Annotated in this window: 14 protein-coding genes; 11 read left to right on the top strand and 3 right to left on the bottom strand. The window is 47.2% G+C overall.

Translation table 11 applies throughout. The features are described 5' to 3' along the window. Positions 1-11 precede the first annotated feature (11 nt). The 3 genes from MWG26_RS17660 to aroD all read left to right on the top strand — a co-directional run bounded on the left by MWG26_RS17660 (position 12) and on the right by aroD (position 4,693). Complete coding sequence (locus tag MWG26_RS17660) at positions 12-806, top strand: response regulator transcription factor (protein ID WP_240285875.1); 795 nt, start codon at positions 12-14, stop codon at positions 804-806. 95 nt (positions 807-901) lie between these two features. Beyond that, on the top strand, positions 902-2,890 hold the full coding sequence (locus MWG26_RS17655) for a glycoside hydrolase family 31 protein (RefSeq protein WP_117441318.1): 1,989 nt from the start codon (positions 902-904) through the stop codon (positions 2,888-2,890). 1,041 nt (positions 2,891-3,931) lie between these two features. Next, positions 3,932-4,693, top strand: coding sequence for a type I 3-dehydroquinate dehydratase (gene aroD / locus MWG26_RS17650; RefSeq protein ID WP_025656406.1), 762 nt, complete (start codon positions 3,932-3,934; stop codon positions 4,691-4,693). A 37-nt stretch (positions 4,694-4,730) separates the two neighbouring features. Here the strand turns inward: aroD and MWG26_RS17645 are convergent, their stop codons facing one another. From MWG26_RS17645 to MWG26_RS17635, 3 genes are all read right to left on the bottom strand, one after another. Then, a complete protein-coding gene (locus MWG26_RS17645; RefSeq protein WP_025656407.1) occupies positions 4,731-5,321 on the bottom strand; it encodes an HAD family hydrolase in 591 nt (196 codons plus the stop codon). Positions 5,322-5,407: 86 nt separating this feature from the next. Further along, positions 5,408-6,973 carry a response regulator transcription factor gene (locus tag MWG26_RS17640; protein WP_181969612.1) on the bottom strand — a complete coding sequence of 522 codons (1,566 nt, stop codon included), beginning with the start codon at positions 6,971-6,973 and terminating at the stop codon, positions 5,408-5,410. Positions 6,974-7,060: 87 nt separating this feature from the next. Beyond that, positions 7,061-8,674, bottom strand: coding sequence for a sensor histidine kinase (locus MWG26_RS17635; protein WP_244062761.1), 1,614 nt, complete (start codon positions 8,672-8,674; stop codon positions 7,061-7,063). Positions 8,675-8,963: 289 nt separating this feature from the next. Between MWG26_RS17635 and MWG26_RS17630 the strand changes: the two genes are divergently transcribed. The 8 genes from MWG26_RS17630 (at position 8,964) to MWG26_RS17595 (ending at position 20,331) form a co-directional block, all read left to right on the top strand. Next, complete coding sequence (locus tag MWG26_RS17630) at positions 8,964-9,731, top strand: alpha/beta hydrolase-fold protein (protein ID WP_025656410.1); 768 nt, start codon at positions 8,964-8,966, stop codon at positions 9,729-9,731. A 74-nt stretch (positions 9,732-9,805) separates the two neighbouring features. Beyond that, positions 9,806-10,615 carry an alpha/beta hydrolase gene (locus MWG26_RS17625; protein ID WP_025656411.1) on the top strand — a complete coding sequence of 270 codons (810 nt, stop codon included), beginning with the start codon at positions 9,806-9,808 and terminating at the stop codon, positions 10,613-10,615. A gap of 53 nt (positions 10,616-10,668) precedes the next feature. Continuing rightward, complete coding sequence (locus MWG26_RS17620) at positions 10,669-12,186, top strand: stalk domain-containing protein (protein WP_025656412.1); 1,518 nt, start codon at positions 10,669-10,671, stop codon at positions 12,184-12,186. Between the two features lie 159 nt (positions 12,187-12,345). After that, positions 12,346-13,839 carry a CE1 family esterase gene (locus tag MWG26_RS17615; RefSeq protein WP_117441321.1) on the top strand — a complete coding sequence of 498 codons (1,494 nt, stop codon included), beginning with the start codon at positions 12,346-12,348 and terminating at the stop codon, positions 13,837-13,839. A 69-nt stretch (positions 13,840-13,908) separates the two neighbouring features. Further along, positions 13,909-15,408, top strand: a complete 1,500-nt coding sequence (locus MWG26_RS17610) for a CE1 family esterase (RefSeq protein ID WP_025656413.1) — start codon at positions 13,909-13,911, stop codon at positions 15,406-15,408. Between the two features lie 90 nt (positions 15,409-15,498). Continuing rightward, positions 15,499-16,611 carry a carboxylesterase family protein gene (locus MWG26_RS17605; protein WP_244062760.1) on the top strand — a complete coding sequence of 371 codons (1,113 nt, stop codon included), beginning with the start codon at positions 15,499-15,501 and terminating at the stop codon, positions 16,609-16,611. A 24-nt stretch (positions 16,612-16,635) separates the two neighbouring features. Further along, positions 16,636-18,873: a serine hydrolase gene (locus tag MWG26_RS17600; RefSeq protein WP_244062759.1), complete on the top strand. Its 2,238-nt coding sequence runs from the start codon at positions 16,636-16,638 to the stop codon at positions 18,871-18,873. Between the two features lie 327 nt (positions 18,874-19,200). Continuing rightward, positions 19,201-20,331, top strand: coding sequence for a DUF362 domain-containing protein (locus tag MWG26_RS17595; RefSeq protein ID WP_025656415.1), 1,131 nt, complete (start codon positions 19,201-19,203; stop codon positions 20,329-20,331). Positions 20,332-21,219: the final 888 nt, after the last annotated feature.

The following is a 21,219-nucleotide window of genomic DNA, read 5'->3' as shown; positions in this document are numbered from 1 at the left end:
CAGATTTGAGAGTGGTAGTTATTGAGGATGAAGATAAGGCCAGACAGCTGATTATCCGCCTTCTCAGACAGGCAGATCCTGGTATCCAGGTGGTGGGGGAAGCAGCGAATGGGGATGAGGGCAGAGCGCTGGTTTTAAAGCAGCTGCCGGATCTGGCATTTGTAGATATTAAAATGCCGGGGATGTCCGGTCTGGATATGATTCGCAGCCTTCAATCAAAAAAAATGCAGGTAAACTATGTGATTATCAGCGGTTACGGTGAATTCCACTATGCCCAGGAAGCGATAGAGCTGGGGATTAAAGGTTATATTTTAAAGCCGGTATCTTATGGGGATATCGAGCGTGCGGTAAATAAGGCATACACAACCCTTGGCGGGTATTCTGTACCCAGGGAGGTGAAGCAGGCGGTGAAAGTTGCAGCGGTAGAGGAGCTGCTTGCTGATATCGATACGAAAAAATCCATGGTGCGCAATGCGGTGAACTACGTGAGGAAGAATATAAGCGCAAGGTGCCGGCTGAGCGATGCGGCTGATAACCTGCGTGTGTCGCCGGAGTATTTAAGCAGGATATTTCATGAAGAGATGAAAATCACGTTTATGGCTTTTGTAAAAAAGGTGAAAATTGAACATGCCTGTGTTTTACTCCGAAAGACAGATTTAAAGGTTTATGAGATTGCAGCGGTAACCGGATATGATAATGATAAATATTTCTGCAATATCTTTCGGGAAGTCATGGGTATGTCCCCGAAGAAGTACAGGGAACAGTATGTGGAGACGATTCTGCGCGGGGAAGGCCATGAGGAATAATGCAAAGCCGGTGTGTGAATGAGGAGTTGAAGCGGGCTTGTCCACTTTGGTTCCTTAATATAGAAAATAAGAATTAACTCTGAGGAGGAAATCAGATGGAAAGATTAAAGTGTGTAGGGGGAGCCCTGGAATTTCGTTATGATTCGGAGACTGTGCGGGTGGAAGCCTGGGGGAAAGATTCGCTGAGGGTGCGTGCAGCCAGGTTATATGAGATGCCCAAAGAAGACTGGGCACTTCTGAAACAGAAAGAATCGTGGTGCGAAATAAATATCTCAGAGACGGAAGGCACCATACGTAACGGGAAAATTACAGCATCCATCAATCATGCGGGAAAGCTGCGGATCTATAACAATGCGGGAAAACTGCTTTTGGAAGAATACGTAAGGAACCGCAGGGATGTATTTGATTCCAAATGCAGCGCGCTTGAAATCGAAGGCAGGGCTTATAAGCCTTTGCAGGGAAGCGATTATAAGTTAATTGTAAGCTTCGAATCACTGGATCCAGAAGAGAAAATCTTTGGTATGGGCCAGTATCAGCAGCCCTTCCTGAATCTGAAGGGAACGGATCTGGAACTGGCACACCGTAATTCACAGGCAAGCGTGCCATTTATGATTTCCTCTCTGGGCTATGGATTCTTGTGGAATAATCCGGCAGTCGGGAGAGTGGTTTTTGGCAGAAATAAGACCACATGGGAGGCAGAGTCTTCGAAAAAGATAGATTATTGGGTGACGGCAGGTGATACACCTGCAGAAATAGAAGAAAATTATGCATCAGTCACCGGGACGGTTCCCAAAATGCCGGAATATGGGCTGGGGTTCTGGCAGAGCAAATTGCGTTACTGCACCCAGGAGGAGCTGCTGGGAGTGGCACGGGAGTATAAGCGGAGGAATCTGCCGATCTCGGTGATCGTGGTTGATTATTTCCACTGGCCTTATCAGGGAGACTACCGTTTTGACGATGAATATTGGCCCGATCCGGACGCTATGGTAGAGGAATTAAAATCTATGGGCATCGAGCTGATGGTATCCATCTGGCCCCAGGTAGATTACCGCAGCGAAAACTTCGCTGAGATGAAAGAGAACGGCTTTTTGATCCATACAGAGCGGGGGATTCAGATTGCCATGGACTTTCAGGGGAATACCCTGCATTATGATGCCACGAACCCAGGCGCACGGGAATATGTATGGGGCAAGGTGAAGCAGAATTATTACGAGAAAGGAATCCGTATATTCTGGCTGGACGAGGCCGAGCCGGAATACACCGTCTATGATTTTGAACAGTACCGGTACAGCCTGGGGCCCAACATCCAGGTCGGGAATATCTATCCGCTTATGTATGCGAAAACCTTTTTTGACGGTATGAAGGATGCAGGACAGAAAGAGATCGTAAATCTACTCAGATGTGCATGGGCTGGCTCGCAAAGGTATGGCGCACTGGTATGGTCAGGGGATATCCATTCCAGTTATGAAAGTATGAGGAACCAGCTTACGGCAGGATTGAACATGGGAATCGCCGGAATTCCCTGGTGGACAACGGACATCGGAGGATTTCACGGAGGGAATCCGGATGACGGGAAATTCCGTGAATTATTTGTTAGATGGTTCCAGTACGGCACCTTCTGCCCTGTCATGAGGCTGCATGGCGACCGCGAGCCGCACAAAGAACCAATGGCACAGATTGGAGGCGGGGCATGCGTATCCGGCGCTGACAATGAAGTCTGGTCTTATGGGGAAGAGGTGTATGAGATTCTGAAAAAATATCTGCAGTACCGGGAGAACATGAAGCCTTATCTAAAAAAACTTATGCAGGAAGCACACGAAAAAGGAACCCCGGTTATGCGTCCTCTGTTCTATGAGTTTCCGGAGGACAAAAAGGCGTGGAGTGTGGAAGACGCTTATATGTTTGGCAGCCGCCTGCTGGTCGCGCCTGTACTTTATGAAGAGGTGCGTCAGAGAGAGCTGTATCTGCCTGCAGGATGCAGCTGGGAACATGCCTGGAGCGGAGAGACATATCAGGGGGGACAGCTGATAACTGTCAATGCTCCTTTGGAAGAAATTCCTGTTTTCAAAAAAATCGGGATTTAGCGACGAGCTTTAGTCTCGGCGCGGATGGGGGCGCTCCATAAAGGGATAGCCGAAAACCTCCCGGAGAACATCCATGTCCTTTCAAAAACGCGGCCGCAGACCTAAGAAATTCTAGGCGGGAAACAGCCCTGAAAATGGAGCACCACTGACACATCACGAGAAATCCGATGATTTCTCGCTCTGGGTCAGCTGATTTTTGGATTCGGAATCCAAAAATCTCTCCATTTTCAGGGCTGTTTCCCACCAAGAATTTCTAAGGTCCGCTTTGAGCGTTTTTGAAAGGACATGGATGTTCTCCGGGAGGCTTTCGGCTATCCCTTCATGGAGCTGGCGCATCCAACCGGCAGGAAAAAGCTCGTTTCTAAGGAGATGCCTCAAGCGGGGGCAGCGTATGGTATTGAATTGGCGGGACTTCTATGTCGCCAGTAGGTTTACATAAGCGATGGGATACGGTTTCAGTATCAAAATAACTCAATACACATCTTGAAGATGAAAAGATACGCATAGCCAATCCACATCCGCTGCCCTGGTCCGGGATCCCACCCGGTTGGCGAGCTTTCCTGCCGATTGGATGAGCCAGCTTTATGACAGGGAGGCCGGGGAGGTGCTGGGGCTGTATATGCCGTTGCGATATGCTGGAGTGCGCTTAGTGATTCTTGAACAGCCGATGCCGGATAGGCGGGGAAAAACTTGATCTCCAAATCAAGTTTTTGCTGAACCCAGCGCGGGAAATCATCAGATTTCCCGTGATGTGTTCAGCGTACCCGTCTATCCGGCATCGGCTGTTCTAGAAACACTTAGCAGCATGGGTGCATATTGCAACGGCATATACAGCCCCAGCGCCTTCCCGGCCTCCCTGTCATGAAGCGTCCCCGTCCGTCGACAAGGCTAAAGCTTGCCGACTAAATCCCGATTCTCGTTGTTTATAGGTCTGCCTTATGGTAAACTGGTAGAAAAAGTTGTAAATAGGCTAGACTTCCGGACTATTATATGGGCCTGAAGACTGCTGATAAGATCAATATATGTAAAAGGAGAATACCTATGAACACAGTAAAAATCAGAAATGTTGAGATAGGCAGCGGAATCCCGAAAATCTGTGTGCCAATAGTAGAAGTAACCAGGGCAGGGATTTTAAGCTCTGCCGCCGACATCGTGCGGATCAACGCCGATGTCGTGGAATGGCGGGCAGACTGGTACGAGGATATTTTCGATTTTTCGAAAGCAGAAGAGACGTTGAAAGAACTTAGGAAAGTTCTCGGAGAGACCCCGCTTCTTTTCACCTTCCGCACCGCCAAAGAGGGCGGAGAAAAGCAGGTAGCAGCGGATACATATGCAGAACTGAATATAAAAGCTGCAGAGACTGGATATGTAGATCTGGTAGATGTAGAAATCTTTACAGGGGATGAGGCAGTGAAACGGGTGGTAAAAACGGCCCATGGGCACGGCGTGAAAGTGATTGCTTCCAATCATGATTTTCAGAAAACGCCGGAGAAAGAGGAAATTGTATCCAGACTATGCAGGATGCAGGCACTGGGAGCAGATATCCCCAAGATCGCTGTTATGCCCCGGAATAAAAAAGACGTGCTGACACTTCTGGCAGCTACGGAAGAGATGGTGTCTGTACATGCAGACCGGCCGATTATTACGATGTCTATGGCCGGCGCCGGTGTGATCAGCCGCCTGTGCGGGGAAGTATTCGGTTCGGCTCTGACTTTTGGATCTGCGGGGAAGGCTTCGGCACCGGGGCAGATGAAGGCAGAGGATCTGCGCACAGTGCTCGAGCTGCTTCACAATAACCTGTAAGCCTGGTGGGTTGCAGGGCAGGGCATATCTGGCGCATCTATACTTCCAGAATCTTTCTGACCTCGGCAACATTACCGGTAAACACAATTCCGTCCATACCAAAAGCATTGCCGCTTCTGACATTCTCTTCTTTATCATCCAGGAAGAAGCATTCCTCAGGATTCAGATGATAGGTCTCGAACAGATACCGGTATATATCCGGTTCCGGCTTCATCATCTGAACCGGGGCGGAGAATACAATTCCATCGAATTCCTTCGTAATCTCATAGTAATCGGCGTGTGCGGCGAAATGTGCGGAGGCGTTTGACAATATGTATAGAGAAAATCCTTTCTTTTTCAGATCATGAATTAATTCCCATGTTTCTTCTAATGGGGTCAGGTGCAGACACCATTCGCGGGCAAACTGCCGGATATTTGGACGCAGGCGTTCAGGGGCCAGAGATGCGGCGTGTTCCATATACTCTTCATAGTCTATGGTGCCGCGATCCAGGTCGTCCCAGGCATGAAAAATTGCCTGTTTCATTATAGCAGAATCTTCCGGGGACGGACAGAAAGGTCCGATAAGCTGCTTTTCTCCAAACGTTACAATTACATTTCCAAAATCAAAGATAATATGTTTGTATTTCATCATTAAAATCCCTTTCGCATTCTGGGTAACAGTGCTGGCGGGCCTGAACTGTTACCATTCCTGTATTTCGTTTCCATTGCTCCATACTAAATATGTTTTAAAAACTGTTTCCTGTATTCGCTTGGAGTCATATTTTCATGTTTTTTAAACATTTGAGTAAAATGGGAAAAATTGCTGTATCCCAGCTCTGCGGCAACCATACTGACAGGAATATTGGGATTCCTCAGCAGGTCTTTTGCGGCATCCACTTTGATCCGGAGTATATAATTCTTTACATTTTCGCCGGTTTCTTTCTTAAACAATTTTGAAAAATATTCCGGACTGAAACATACATAGTCGGCCACATCCTTCACTGATATGTCTTTCGAAAGATTTTCCAGGATATAATCAATGGCGCGCTGGACGGTATCTTTAGAGTCATCTTCACAGGAAGCGTTTGATATGGCGGTGATAAGGAAACTGATTCCCGTCTTCAGCGACCGGATATCTTTAAAACAGCTCATATAATCGTTGTAGCTGTATTCTTCGGAAAACAGGCTCATGATATCAATTTTCCGTTTATAGGAATAAATAAAGAACAGCTTGGTTAATTCCTGGTGGAATTCTGAAAGTGTCTCCAGGTTGAATCTGTTCAGAGAGGTATTGTAATCTAAAAAGGAATCGATATTGTCTTCCAGAAATATAAACTGATTATTCTCTAAAAGGCGCTCCCACCGTACTACATTTTCCGAAAGGCTCGTACTTTCAGGGACGGGCATATCCTCGTCAGAAAAATACAGGCCCGGTTTTCGGGAGACATTATTTACTGCCCGCTGATGTCCGGGTAATATGATATCCCTAATCGCAGCCACCTGGCTGCGGGGCGTAACGTAGCAGGCCAATTCGGAACTGATCTTGCCGCAGATATCCTCATAGTAGGAGCTGTACATATCGGGCGCAAGAGTGGTGAGAGAATCTCCGTTACAGTACATAAGGAGAACAAACTGCTTATACCGGTTCAGACAGATTAGCGGGTAAATGTCAGGCTTGGCAAAGTTTCTAAGTGCATGTTCCATCAGAATGACCGAGATCGAGGAGTCGGAAAGCGACTGTTCCACAGAATCGGTGTAGGAATAAATATCAATAATAATGGCCTGCACATTCGATTCATTTTTTATCATATACCCCATCTGGTTCAAGGAAACCAGCGACTGCTCCTTATTTGACGGATTGGAAGAAAATAAATTCAGGACGATATTGCTGAGCACCTCGAAATTATAGTAATCAGAGAGCTGCTGCCTGGTGAGAATTTTGGAGACGGCTCTCATAAGGACATCTTCAATCTCGTGGTAGGGGGCCGGCTGCACAATATAGTCAAAACATCCGAGTTTCATGCTTTCTTTTACGTAATCGAAAGATGCATGGGAAGTCAGGAGGATTCTGACAATAACCGGATAATTCTCGGCGATCCATCGATTTAATGAAAGGCCGTTTTCCCCCGGCATCTCGATATCCGACAAGAGGATCTGGATATCGTTGGATTTGATGATATCTTTTGCGTCTGAAACATTGGTTGCTGTATAAACGTTTTCGATCTTAAGGGATGCAAAATCCACCCCCTTAAGGATTCCATCCAGTACGGAGATCTGGTCGTCTACGATTAAAAGATTCATGATTTCTCCCCTTTGTATGAGTGAGCACTCTGAGTGTCCGGGCCAGGGCATGCCTGGCAGCTGCAGGTGGCTTCTGCCGGCAGATGCCTAAAACTGCGGCGCTTCTATGAGCGGCAGATAAAGTAATCCGCAAGCGCCCCCGGCAGGTTTATTATAGAAAGCAAACTGATAATCTGTTTTATAAATGAGAGCAATTCTGCGCTTCAAATTCGAAATTCCCACGTGCTTTCTGGCAAACAGATCATTTTCCGAGCTGTTGAGACGGTCAAGTGTCTCCTGGTCATATCCGGTTCCGTTGTCGCTCAGCATAATCTGCATAACCGGCTTCCCGTTCAGCTCAGCGCGTTCTATCTTTATGTCAAAGATGAGCAGGCTGCCGGATTCCCTGTTGTATTTGGCTGTGTTTTCCAGAAACGTCTGAATGATCAGCGACGGCACCCGGTAAGGAAGCAATGTTTCGTCAACCTGTGTATTCAGGATAAACGGGCTGACACGGTCCAGCAAAATGATATTGTAATAGTCGTTTACCTCCGCCAGCTCAGACTGTAAAGTGACAAGTTTTAAGTTGTCATGGAAAATGTAGCGGAGATGATTTGAGAAAGCGATGATCATCCGCTGCATTTTTTCGTATTCTTTGCTTTCCAGCATATTGTATAAGCTTTTCAGGCAGTTGATAAAAAAATGGGAGCGGGTCTGCATTTGGTAATACTGCAGGCGTGCATGGTCTTTTTCAAAGGCTTCCGCCTGTTTTTCATTGGTTAAAGTGATCTTTTGTTCGATCAGGTTTGACAGTGCGTTATTAATATTCTGGTATTCGATAATATTGCTGTGGCTGTCGGATAAAAATGAGGCCGGATCGTTCTGTTCTAAATGTTTTGTTGCTGCATTGATCTGATCCAATGGGTACAGCAGTATTTTATGAAAGGAATAAAATGTATAAACGATAATGATACAGGTCACGAGCGCTGCCAGGACGAATACGAGAATGGATACCTTGGCAAAATCCCCCATATAGTCGGAATAGACCAGACAAAACATGCTGATGTCGGTTTCCTCTATGGGTGTAGTCATTATGTAATAATTAGAAAAAAACGGGTTTTTAGGATACGTCAGATTTGTCAAATCCATTCCTGCCTCAGTGACACTTATCTGGTTTGTAAGAATTTCCGTATTATTAAAAAAACCGAACTGAACCGGATTGTCCTCTGATTCATTATACGTCAGAAGGTCAAAATTTTCCAGATCAATCGTGGTACATACGTATACATCTCTGACTTTAAGTGCCTTCATTAAAACAGTGTGGTGCGTATCCTGGAAAACGATCCATTTATTATAACTTGTCTGGTTTTCATTTAACCAATAATCTCTTAAATGATCCTTCAACTGGTAGATGTATTGTGTCCCATTAGAAGAAAAGGATTCTCCTGCCGCATAGGTGGATACCCGTCTTTCTTTATCGAAAATGAAGATACATTCATAGGGGGCGACCTGCCGTTTCAGCATCTCGGTGACATTATAGTGGAGGATAACCTTATCGGTATCCTTTAAATTTTTTATTGTTAATAATTGAAATGAACTGTCCGAGTAACATAACTTCTGCTCAAAGGAGGTGCATTTTTTCATTTCAGTTTCCAGGGAACTGGAATAGTAGTCGATCCTGGCAGCTGCATTGGAGGACATTTGGTCGGAGTAAGACTTCATAAAAACGACACAGTAAAAGATCAGCACTGCGGAAGTGCACAGAAACAATAACAGAAAGTATCTATATAAAAATTTCTTAATAGAATATGGCCTCTTTTGTTTTAAAAATTTCATAGAATCCCCCAGGTTAAACGTTTATAAAGATAGAGCTGATTTCATAGTAACAAAACCGAAAGTGCAAGTCAAGAAATCGATAAAATAAGCCGGAAAATCGAAAATGTAAACGTTTGACATTTTACATCTGCGATGAGAAGATATAATTAGTACATCAAGAACAGGAGGAGAACTGATGGCTTATTTAGAACTCAATGCTTTATCAACGATTTTGTGCGGATCATTCAGTGCGAAGATCTATCTGCCGGAAATGGACCGGTTAGACCTGGATGATGAAAAACACGAAAAAAAGTACCCGGTATTATGGCTTCTTCACAGCGAGGGCGGGACGTCGCTGGACTGGAACAGGACGATGGCCGAGCGTTGTGCAGCAGAATACGGCATATTTATCATCGCGCCAGACGCGCAGCATTCCATTTGTACGAACATGGATTACGGCCCCAAATACGAAAAATTTCTTGCATCGGAGCTGCCGGGGATCTGCAGAAATAATCTGCCCATTTCAGAAGATCCGGCGTTGAACTGGATCGGAGGAACAGGGACGGGCGCTTACGGGGCGGTAAAAGCTGCGCTTAAGCACCCGGATATATTTACAAAATGTATTGCTATGGACGGGATCTTTGATATGGATCACATCTGCAGGCTGGCAATGAACGGGGAACCGACAGGCATCTTCCACAATGAGGAATCACTCAGGGCCGTGTTCGGCGATATTACAAAAATACCGGGAAGCGTGCATGATGTGTATGCGCTTGCGAAGAAGTGCCGGGCAGGGGAGTTTTACATAACAGGAACCAAAACTTCTAACTATGCGGCAGAGAGAAATCGCCTGGCAGAATCCTTAAAGGAACAGGCGGTTCTGGTGGAGACAGAAGGGGAAATCATGGATTTCAGTGAACCAATGGTATTGAAAAAGGCCATAGCATGGTTATGCGGCAGATAAAATGAAAAATGGATCGTGTCCTGAACGGCTCGGACATAGGAGGCATAAACATATTGGAGTAGGAGGAAAAGAAAATGGCGAATTTCAGATTGCATTATTTTTCGGAGGCACTGCTTATGACGGTAGGAGTGAACGTAATTATCCCGGAAAATACATGGGGGCATTCCCTGGCGGACAGGCCGAAGGGATACCGTTATCCGGTGCTTTGGCTTCAGTCAGGCGGCGGCTTTGACTATACGGACTGGCAGAGATACACGGCCCTGGAATTATATGCGGCGGAGGCAGGAGTCGCAGTGGTATGCAGCGGCACATACTGTTCAGGTTATATGGATACAAAACATGGAGATTTCAAGTATTTTACACAGCTTTCCATTGAAACACCGAGAGTGGTAAGACATTTATTTCCCCTGTCCGAGGATCCGAAGGAAAACTATATAGCGGGATTTTCCATGGGCGGTTATGGTTCTCTCAAATGGATGCTGCGGGATCCGGAGAAGTTTGCTGCATTCGGACTGTTTTCAGGAATTAAAAATGTACCGGAAATACTTCCGGAAAAGGAGGACAGGGAAGACGATTTTTATATGTTTGCCTCGGCCTTCGGAGATGCTGCCAATACACTGGGGACAGAAGACGATGTAGTCTATATGCTTAAGAAACAGCTGGATGCAGGGAAAAAACTCCCCAGGGGATACATGGCTACGGGGGTAGAGGATACGCACTATGAAGACAACGTTGCATTTATGGATAAATATGAGGCAATGGGGCTGAGATTCGAGAGGACGATTGACCATGGGGCGCATAATTGGGAGTACTGCAACCGCCATGTCAAAAAGTTCCTGGACTGGCTGGACATCAGGGAGACTTTTCAGCGGGATGCGGAATAGGATAAGGAGAGTAACAGTTTGGAACGGTCTGAACTGTTCACAAGGAGGAGAATATGGGAGAGATGTATTTAAGACCGGGAACGCCGGATGATGACAACAGAGAGTACCTTCCGGAAAAATTGAAGGGGACGGATATTGTGGTGAACGAGAACGGAAACAACTCGCAGCCGTATCCCAAAAACCTTAGGGAATTTCATGGCGTGATAGCGGACGGGATCGAAGACGAGTGGTATGTCTATGTGCCGGACAGCTACAACCCACTGCAAAAGACACCTTTGGTCATGTCCATGCACGGAGGCATGATGACCGGGTGGGGGCAGGCCGTCTACACCTCTTGGACAATGGCTGCCGACAGGGATGGATTTATCGTCGTATTCCCGAATGCAAGTTATAACAGGTTCTGGCAGGTCCAGTGGGGAACATGGGAAATTGACCCCGAAAAACCCACCCCCGGATCAATGGAAGGGGAACCCCAGGGGGTGCTGTCCTGTCCCGAAGATGTAGCAGAGAACCATGATATCAAGCTTGCGAAGGGGCTCATAGAGCTGATGAAGAAGACCTATTACATCGATGAGGGCAGAATATTTATGCAGGGAATGTCCATGGGAAATATGATGACGGGACTGTTTGCAAGAAATTTCGGTAATCTTCTGGCTGGCGCCGCCGGCTCCGGAGCAGCCGCATTTTTGTCTCTTCTTTATAATAAGGACGGGAAGATAATCAACCAGGGCGGTCCGCTTGCCGTTTGGCAGTCTAGGCCGGAACTCAATGCAATTCCCCCCGGAAGGGAGATTGAGAAGAAAGTACATAAATATAACCGGCTGTACTGGATGCAGATCAATGAAAGCAGCCTGATTCCGGAGATTACAATCCAGGGAGAAAATAACCTGGCATTTTATAAAGGAAAGCACGCAGATGTGGTATATTATGACATTAAAAACCGGGATCATGGGCAGACATTTGATGATGCGGCGCTGATCTGGGATTACTTCTTTTCCGGAATCAGAAGAGAAAAAGACGGCACCATCGTATGTACGCAGCCCGTCAGGGAGAGGCGCGGCGATGCCTTTGCTTTCTCTGTTACTCCCGGCAGTTCGAAGGTGTGGTTTCAAAACCGCATTCAAAATATGCACGGCCCGGCGCTGAAATGGCAGAAAATGAAATATCACGGACTGGAAGGTGGACAGAAAATCAGAGGGGAGTATGTCATGGTTCCCCTTTCATTTCTGGCAGATGCTTTCGGCGCTGAACTTGAATATGCAGAAGATAATCTGACGGCAGGAATGACTATGTCAGACGGAAAGAAACTGCAGTTTGCAAGGGGAAGCATCGGATGTGTCATGGACAATTCCCTGGTGCAGATGTACTGCGAGGCACTGCACAGAAGCGGGGAGCTTTACGTCTCTGTGGAGTGGTTTTCAGAATATATCTGCAATATGCATGTGTCAGCCTGCGAAGAGGTGGTATATGTGACGGATCATTCCAATAAGCTGTCGGCAAACATGGCAGATCTGATAAAAGATTTACTGATGGATACGATTGTACCTGATTATTATGACGATATGCTGTAGCAGAGTAACAGTTCAGACAGGTCTGCGCAGACCGTACGAAAACATGGTAACTGCAGGCATCCGGCTCTTCGCCGCTGGCGAATTTAGATGAGCTGGATGCGTAACAGTTCGGGCGTGCCTGAACTGTTACTTAACAGATAATCCACAGGAGGGAGAAGAATGGAGAATAAAATAAAAATACTGCCCGGTACGCCGGATGATGACAACAGGGAATATCTGCCGGAGGCGATCAAAGGCTCGGACATCGTTGTGAATGAAAACGGAAACAATTCACAGCCTTATCCAAAGAACCTTCAGGAATTCCATGGGATTATGGGCAATGAAACGGAAGACGAATGGTATGAATATGTCCCACAGTGCTACGATCCGTCCAGGAAGACGCCCCTGGTACTTGCCATGCATGGAGGCCTGATGACAGGCTGGGGGCAGGCGGTCTATACATCCTGGACAATGGTGGCGGACAGAGACAATATTATCGTGGTATTTCCAAATGCCCATACAAGAAGATTATGGACCATGGAGGCTACGGAGGTTGAGCGGAGGGTGGATGAACAAATGCCCGATGATATCAAACAAAATCTGTCGGATAATGAGAGCAACCCGGATATAAAAATGGTATTTGCCTTACTGGAATATCTCAAGGAGAAATACAATATTGATGAAGAGCGGATTTTTATGCAGGGCATGTCCAATGGAAATATGTTTACCTCCCAGTTTGCCAGATATTATGGAAACCTTCTGACAGCGGCATCCGGGGCCGGAGGGGGCACGCCGAACCCACGCCTTCTGTATGAGAATGGGAAGATAAAAAATGAGGCCGGTCCGGTGGGAATGTGGACCTCCATCCCAGAAACAAATGGGTGCCCGCCCTGGTGCGAATTTGATGACCAGACGATTTATAAATACACAAGAGTGTATTGGAATGAAGTAAATGGCTGCCGCCAGGACCCCGAAATCAGTATTATTGGCGAGGATGCTTTCGCTTTTTATAAAGGGGATCAGGCAGACACGGTGTTTTTTGAAATTAAGAACCGAGACCATGGACAGACATTGGATGAGGCCGCGATTGTGTGGGACTACTATTTTTCAGGGCTTAGAAGAAAAGCAGACGGAACGATTGTGGATGAAGGATCCAGAATTCCTCGGACCGGAGATGCATTTGCCATAGCTGTTGCAGAAGGCTGCAGGACAGCATGGGTTAGCAACCAGAGAGTCGAAATGAAAACGCCGGCAGTAAAATGGCAGAAGTTAAAATACCATGGCCTGAACGGAGGCCAGAAGGTCAGGGGAGAGTACCTCTGTGTTCCGGTTTCTTTGATCGCACAGGCGTTTGGCGCGGAATATAAATATGAAGCGGACGGGGCAATTGCCTATCTGTATCTGGAAGATAAAAGAGTGCTGCAGTTTGCAAGAGGCAGCATTGGATGTGTGATTGACAATGAGATCAGATGTATGTACTGCGAGGCCCTGCACCGGGATGGAGAATTGTGTATTTCACTGGAGTGGTTTGCACGTTTTATCATGAATATGTGTGCATCAAAATGCGGTGATGTCCTTTATGTCACGGATCATCACGCAGAATTAGGCGTGAATATGGCGGATCTTATCCGCAATCTCCTGCGCGGCGTGAAAGAGCAGATTGTGATTGATTAAAGGGAAGGGGAGGTAGCGTGAAATAAAAGCTATCCTTTCCCCAAAACCCCATGTGAAAGGAAAAGCAATATGGCAGATATCAGAATTCTGCAGGGAACACCGGATGATGATAATCGGGAATACCTGCCGGAAAAAATAAGAAATACAGACATTGTTGTCAATGAAAACGGCAACAATTCGATCGTGTATCCGAAAAGACTTCAGGAATTCAAAGAGGCAGTCATCGACGGGGTGGAAGATGTCTGGTATGAATATGTTCCGGAAAGCTATGATCCATCCAAAAAGGTCCCGCTTATCATCGGGCTGCATGGCGGCCTTATGACGGGATGGGGCCATGCAGTCTATACCTCATGGACATTGGTGGCGGACAGGGAGGGATTTATCTGTCTTTTCCCCAATGCACATGAAAAAAGAATGTGGGCAAATTACGGAGTATTCGATGATTTTGATCCTGCAGCAGCACCGGATCTTCCGATCGTGAAGCCGCCTAAGGATATTGAGAAAAATCATGATATGAATATGATTCTTGCGCTGATCGGCAGGATGAAGGAAAAGTACAGTATTGATGAGGGCAGAATCTTTATGCAGGGCATGTCCATGGGCAATATCATGACCGGGCAGTTTGCAAGGCAGTACGGCGATATCCTGGCAGGTGCGGCGGGGTCGGGCGGTCCCTGCGAGCTCAGGAACATCTTCGACCGGGACGGGAAGATAATCAACAGGGCGGGGCATCTTGCAGTCTGGCAGTCAAGACCTGAAAAGAATGGCCTCCCTCCCGGAAAAGAATACGATGAATATACGATCAATAAGATGAACAGGATCTACTGGATGAAGCTGAATGACTGCGGACAAATCCCCCAGATCCGGATTATCGGGGAAAATAATTTTGCATTTTATAAAGGCAGCAAGGCAGACCTGGTTTACCTGGATATTAAGAACAGGGACCATGGACAGACTCTGGATGAAGCATTTTTGTATTGGGATTATCTTTTCTCCGGTACCAGGAGGAATCCAGACGGAACTATCACCCATGAGGAAAGTAAACTTCCAAGAACAGGCGATGAATTCGGGATCGCCGTGGCAGGAGGATATGACAAAGCCTGGTTTAAAAACCAGGTGATGGAGTTGAAGACCAAAGCGGTCCAATGGGATAAGCTGAAGTACCACGGACTGAACGGAGACCAGATTGTCAGAGGATCCTACCTTTGTGTTCCACTGTCGTTTATCGCGGAGGTATTTGAGGCGGAATATGAGGCGGAGGATCATGCGGCATCGGTTGTCCTGATCCTGAAAGACGGAAGAAGGCTGCAGTTTGCAAGGGGAAGCATTGGGTGCGTTATTGATGATACGGTCAGATGTATGTACTGTGAGGCACTGCACCGGGATAACGAGCTGCTGGTATCCATCGAATGGTTTGCTAAATATTTCTACGGCCTTCAGGTCTCAAGCTGTAATGGGGTTACATACATCACAGACCATTTTGCGGATCTGTCGGCGTTTATGGCGGATATCATGAAGGATCTGTTTAAGGGAGAAATGGTTCCGTGCAATTACGGTGACCTTTTGTAAGCGTTTATGCTTTTGCCTGGTGCACTATCTATTTGGCAGAGGTGAAAAGAGACAAGATTTGTGCCGCCGGCCAAAGGCGGCGGAATGGAGATGAATATGAAAAAAATCATTGCATATGTGCATATAGGAGATTATGGTCAGGCTGTTGACAACATAAAGTTTATCACCGATAATGAAATAATTATGAGTCATGTATCGGTTGATATAGAAGGACATTTCTGTGATTTGAGCGGAAAAGCCCTTTCCAAAGGCGTACTATCTGTGGAACAAACTGAGGGCGGTGTTGTGGCTGCGTTTGATCCGTTTTTATACAGATATGATTTTAGAATCACCGTTAAGATCGGCGGGGAAGACATAGAGGTCACAAAAGATAACATTGACGAAGTAGTCGTAAAGGATTTGGATACATTTACTGCCAGGAAGGAAAACGGTGTTATCTACAGGCTATATGAACCGGAGGCGGCTGCGGCGAGACCCCTGGTGCTGTTTCTCCACGGCGGGGGTGAATGCGGGGAAGACAATGTGCTCCAGATGACGGGGACGCTGGGCGCCCTGAGGCTGGCCGAGAAGTGGCCGGATATGTATATTATGGCTCCCCAGGCCCCAGCCGGTTCCCTGACCATGCAGGAGAACTTTGAAGTCATGAGAAAAAGAGGCAACCCATTCCGTGTGGAGATGGGAATGACCCCGTTTGCGCTCAAGGGAGAGAGGGGCTGGAACCGGGACTATCTGGGAAAGGTCACAGATATCATACGCCGGATGATAGAGGAAGGAAAAGTAGACGCAAAAAGAGTCTATGTCATTGGCATGAGCATGGGCGGAGGCGGAACGATCAATGCCGTTTCCACGGCTCCGGATCTGTTTGCGGCAGCGCTGCCGATCTGTCCGAGCATGAATGGGGAGAGCTATCCCCAGCTGCTGCACTGGCCTAAGGTGCCCGTATGGATCTCAACGGCTTATATGGATCATCAGCATGGCCGGCATGCATACATCTTAAATGCCTGCAACAAGCTTTGGGGCGAGGGAAGGACGGATGTGAAGTATACCATGTATCTTCCGGAAGAACTGGAAAAGTACGGAATTGGCAGCACGGAAGGGATTAATGATAAAGAATTGGATGCAGAAAATCATAACAGCTGGATCCTTACCCTGCACAATGAAAATGGGATTCTGGACTGGATGATTTCACATGTAAAGGAATGAGTTACTATGCGCGGTCCATAGGCCGTGAATCGTAACAGGAATGTGGATAAAAGAAGGAAAAAGGGGATTGACAAGATGCCGACAATCAAAGATGTGGCGAAACATGCAGATGTCTCTATAGCAACGGTTTCGAGAATAATCAACAATAAAGGGCCGATCAGCGAGAAAACGCGGAAAAAGGTTTATGAGTCCATGAAGGAGCTGAATTACCTGCCAAATGAAATGGCCAGGGCGCTGCAAAAGAAAAAAAGCAATATAATCGGCCTGATTGTGCCGTCAATTCAGTATGAGTTCTTTGGCAGACTGGCCGAAGCGGTAGAAGAGACATGCCATGCAAATGGTTATAAGTTAATGCTCTGCCGCTCCGACGAGAATGAAGACCGGGAAATCGAGATGGTATCCATGCTGGAGGGCAATAAGGTAGACGGGATTATCCTTTGCAGCAGGCTGGGAGACACCGGAATATATGCAGGAAAAACCACGATGCCGATCGTCAGCATAGACAGAGAGATTGAGGGCTTTTCCACAGTGATGTCAGATAATTATCAGGGAGGAACGCTGGCGGCCAGGGCATTAATTGAATTAGGCTGTTCGCATCCGGTGCTCTTTGGAGACCATATTCCCCAATATATGCCTATGAACGACAGGAATACCGGATTTTTTGAGGAGTGCAGAAGACTGGGGAAAGATCCGGGGCATATCCTGGCTTCCGAGCGCCGAAATGATGAGGGCGAGGCAGCAGCAGAGTTTCTACGCGGTTTTGAGAAGCACCGGAATATGGATGGATTATTTGTAACCAGTGATGCGCTGGCCTCGAGTATTATCTGCAGCCCTGAGGTACAGGAAACAGGGATACTGGATCAGATGCCGGTCATTTCCTACGATGGTCTGGAAATATCCAAACTGCTCCAGATAAGCTCTGTTGCACAGCCTATTGCAGAAATGGGAACGGCTGCGGCAGTCCAGCTTATGAAGGAAATTGAGGAACAGGCAGGCAGCAGGCGTTTTGTCTTTCCGGTAAGCTTGATCGAAAGAAAGAGTACGATAAAATATAAGAGGGAGCTTAAAAAAATGAATTTTGATAAGCTGACAGAATATATGGATTCATTGAATAAAGAATATGGCATTCCGGCAGCAGATTGTAAGATTACAAAAGGCCATGAAGTTATTTACCGCCATATGGTGGGACATGCGGATTATGAAAAGAATAAGCCGATAACGGAACAAACATTTTTCAGATTTTTTTCGGCTACAAAGCTGATTACGATGACAGCCGTGATGCAGCAGATCGAACGGGGGAACCTGGGGCTGTATGACGAAGTAAGAAAGTATCTTCCGGAATACGGGATTATGAAAGTGGCAGATGAGTTTCAGTTTGAGTTTCCCATAAGATGGCCGAAGTCATCAGACCCATGCCACTACGCCCACAATCCCATACGAATTATAGACCTTATGACGATGACAGCCGGGCTGTCCTATGATACCGATTCAGAAGAAATAACGGCGGTCCGGGAAAAGAGCGGCAATCAGGCTTCCACAAGAGAAGTCATTGCTGAGATCGCGAAGATGCCGCTTGTTTATGAACCTGCCGCCAGATATTCATACGGGCTGGGGCACGATGTTCTGGCTGCGGTAGTCGAGGTTATCACAGGCCGAAAGTACTCAGACTACTTAAAAGAAAATATTTTTGAACCCCTTGGCATACAGGATCTCTATTTTCATAAGAGCCAGGAGCGGAGCCAGGCAGACCGGGTCTGCGCACTGCATATGGGGGTTTTTGGCACGGATGAGATCGTTCCGGATAACGGTTCCTTGTCAGAGGGTTTCCAGATCACAGCCAATTATGAAAGCGGCGGGGCCGGCCTTGCCGGAACGGTGGATGCGTACAGCATATTTATCGACGCACTGTGCAATGGAGGAGAAGGCGCAAATGGGGCCAGAATTCTCTCGGAAGAATCCGTAAAGATGTTCACGGTGCCATATACAACCGGGCAGATGAGCCGGGATTTTGCCATGTGCGGCAAGGCCGGATACGAATACGGCCTGGGGGTAAGAGTACTTGTGGATGGCAGAATGTCAAAATCACCGGTCGGTGAGTTTGGCTGGGATGGGGCGGCAGGAGCATATGTGCTGATTGATACGGTGAATAAGGTCAGTATCTTCTATGCACAGCATGTTGTTGGGTATCCAAAAGCTTATCATGAGATACATCCAAAAATCAGAGATCTTGCATATGAGGGGATATTAGGTGACAAGCTTTAGCCTTGTCAACGGACGGGGACGCTTCATGACAGGGAGGCCGGGAAGGCACTGGGGAGGGGATCTTTAACGGGGGCGGCGTATTGAGTTGTTTGGGGGAAGTTATGCAATTGTTTAACATTCAGAATGAAAAAAGTGAATAAAATGCCAAACCTATACACACGGCCGTCCGATCATGATCAAGGGCGGCCCTTTTGTATAGATGCTTTGATGCTGTCTTTCGTTAGTAAAATTAGGATTTACCTTTCCGGTCATTAAAGATATAATAAATCTATGAGTTGGAAAAAGTCTCCACTACTCAGACTTTTATTTTTAGGAAGGAAGACAGATATGGAAAAAGCAAAAGTATATTTTACCGATTTTCACACAGTAGCATTCGGAGACGGCCTGCCTGCGAAGTTGAAAAAGCTGATTAAAAAAGCAGGAGTTCAAGATCTGGATATGGAGGAGAAATTCGTCGCCATTAAGATGCATTTTGGCGAGATGGGTAATATCAGTTATCTCCGCCCTAACTATGCAAAAGCAGTGGCGGATGTTGTAAGAGAATTCGGCGGCAAACCCTTTCTGACGGATTGCAATACTCTGTATCCGGGCAGCCGCAAGAATGCCCTGGAGCATCTTTACTGTGCCTGGGAAAACGGATTTACTCCTATGACCGTCGGGTGCCCGATTATGATAGGAGATGGGCTGAAGGGGACGGATGATGTCGATGTGCCTGTCAGGGGAGGCGAGTACATAAAAGAAGCTAAGATTGGGCGCGCCATTATGGATGCGGATATATTTATCAGCCTGACGCATTTTAAAGGGCATGAACTGACAGGGTTTGGCGGAACAATTAAGAATATTGGCATGGGGTGCGGCTCTCGTGCAGGGAAGAAGGACCAGCATTATAACGGGAAGCCGCATATAGATGCAGAAGCCTGCAGAGGATGCGGCTGCTGCCAGGCGCAGTGCGCTAACAATGGACTGGTGTTCGATAAGGCTGCGAATAAGATGCATGTGGCTACAGAGCATTGCGTTGGATGTGGGAGATGTATCGGAGCGTGTAATTTTGATGCAATCGAGTTTACAAATAGTTCGGCGGTGAGTGAGCTGAACTGCCGGATGGCTGAGTATACGAAAGCGGTCGTGGATGGGCGTCCGAATTTCCATATCTCTTTGGTAGTGGATGTATCACCGAACTGTGACTGCCATGGAGAGAACGATGTGGCGATATTGCCGAATATTGGGATGTTTGCTTCTTTTGACCCTCTTGCATTGGACCAGGCGTGTGCAGATGCCTGCCTGAAGGCAGCTCCAATTCCCGGAAGCCAGCTTGCGCATAATATGGAAAGCCCGGATTTCGTGGATCATCATGACCATTTCAAAAATTCTACGCCGGAATCCGAGTGGCGTGTCTGTCTGGAACATGCAGAGAAGATTGGGCTTGGGACACGTAAGTATGATTTGATTGAGCTTTAGGGGGATAGAAGAGCTGCGGACTATATCGGGATTTAGTGGCGAGCTTTAGTCTCGGCGCGGATGGGGGCGCTCCATAAAGGGATAGCCGAAAACCTCCCGGAGAACATCCACGTCCTTTCAAAAACGCGGCCGCGGACCTAAGAAATTCTAGGCGGGAAACAGCCCTGAAAATGGAGCACCACTGACACATCACGAGAAATCCGATGATTTCTCGCGCTGGGTCAGCTGATTTTTGGATTCGGAATCCAAAAATCTCTCCATTTTCAGGGCTGTTTCCCACCAAGAATTTCTAAGATCCGCTTTGAGCGTTTTTGAAAGGACATGGATGTTCTCCGGGAGGCTTTCAGCTATCCCTTCATGGAGCTGGCGCATCCAACCGGCAGGAAAAGGACTCGTTCCTAAGGTGGGGCCTCAAACGGGGGCAGCGTATGGTATTGAATTGGCGGGACTTTTATGTCCCCATTAAATCCAGTATATTTACGGGTAACAAGGCGATCTAACACTTACACTTATATAAACGAATCACCAATTCTGTTCCATCCGTTGCTACCGTACGAGGGCCCCTCTGGGGAATGAGCTCTTAACTACCGTTTGGATGCAACAGCGAATGACGAGGTGAGTCCGGGAGCTGGCGGGGCAATGTCTGCTGGTGAAAAGTCCATAAAGCGAGCGATTAGAAGCTGTTGAAGAAAACGGAACGGGAAGGGAGGGCAGAATTTGCCTTACCAGGCAAATTCTGATGCCGCCTGCGGCGCGAATGCATCGGCATTCGGGCCAAATGCGGCATGTACCTCCCTTCCCGTTCCGTTTTCTTCTACAGCTTCTTCGCGAAGTGTCAGGACATTTCACCAGCAGACATTGCCCCGCCAGCTCCCGGACTCACCTCGT

The organism is Faecalicatena contorta (genome assembly GCF_022835095.1).
Lineage (GTDB): Bacteria > Bacillota > Clostridia > Lachnospirales > Lachnospiraceae > Faecalicatena > Faecalicatena contorta.
This window is presented reverse-complemented; position numbering and strand designations above follow the sequence as displayed.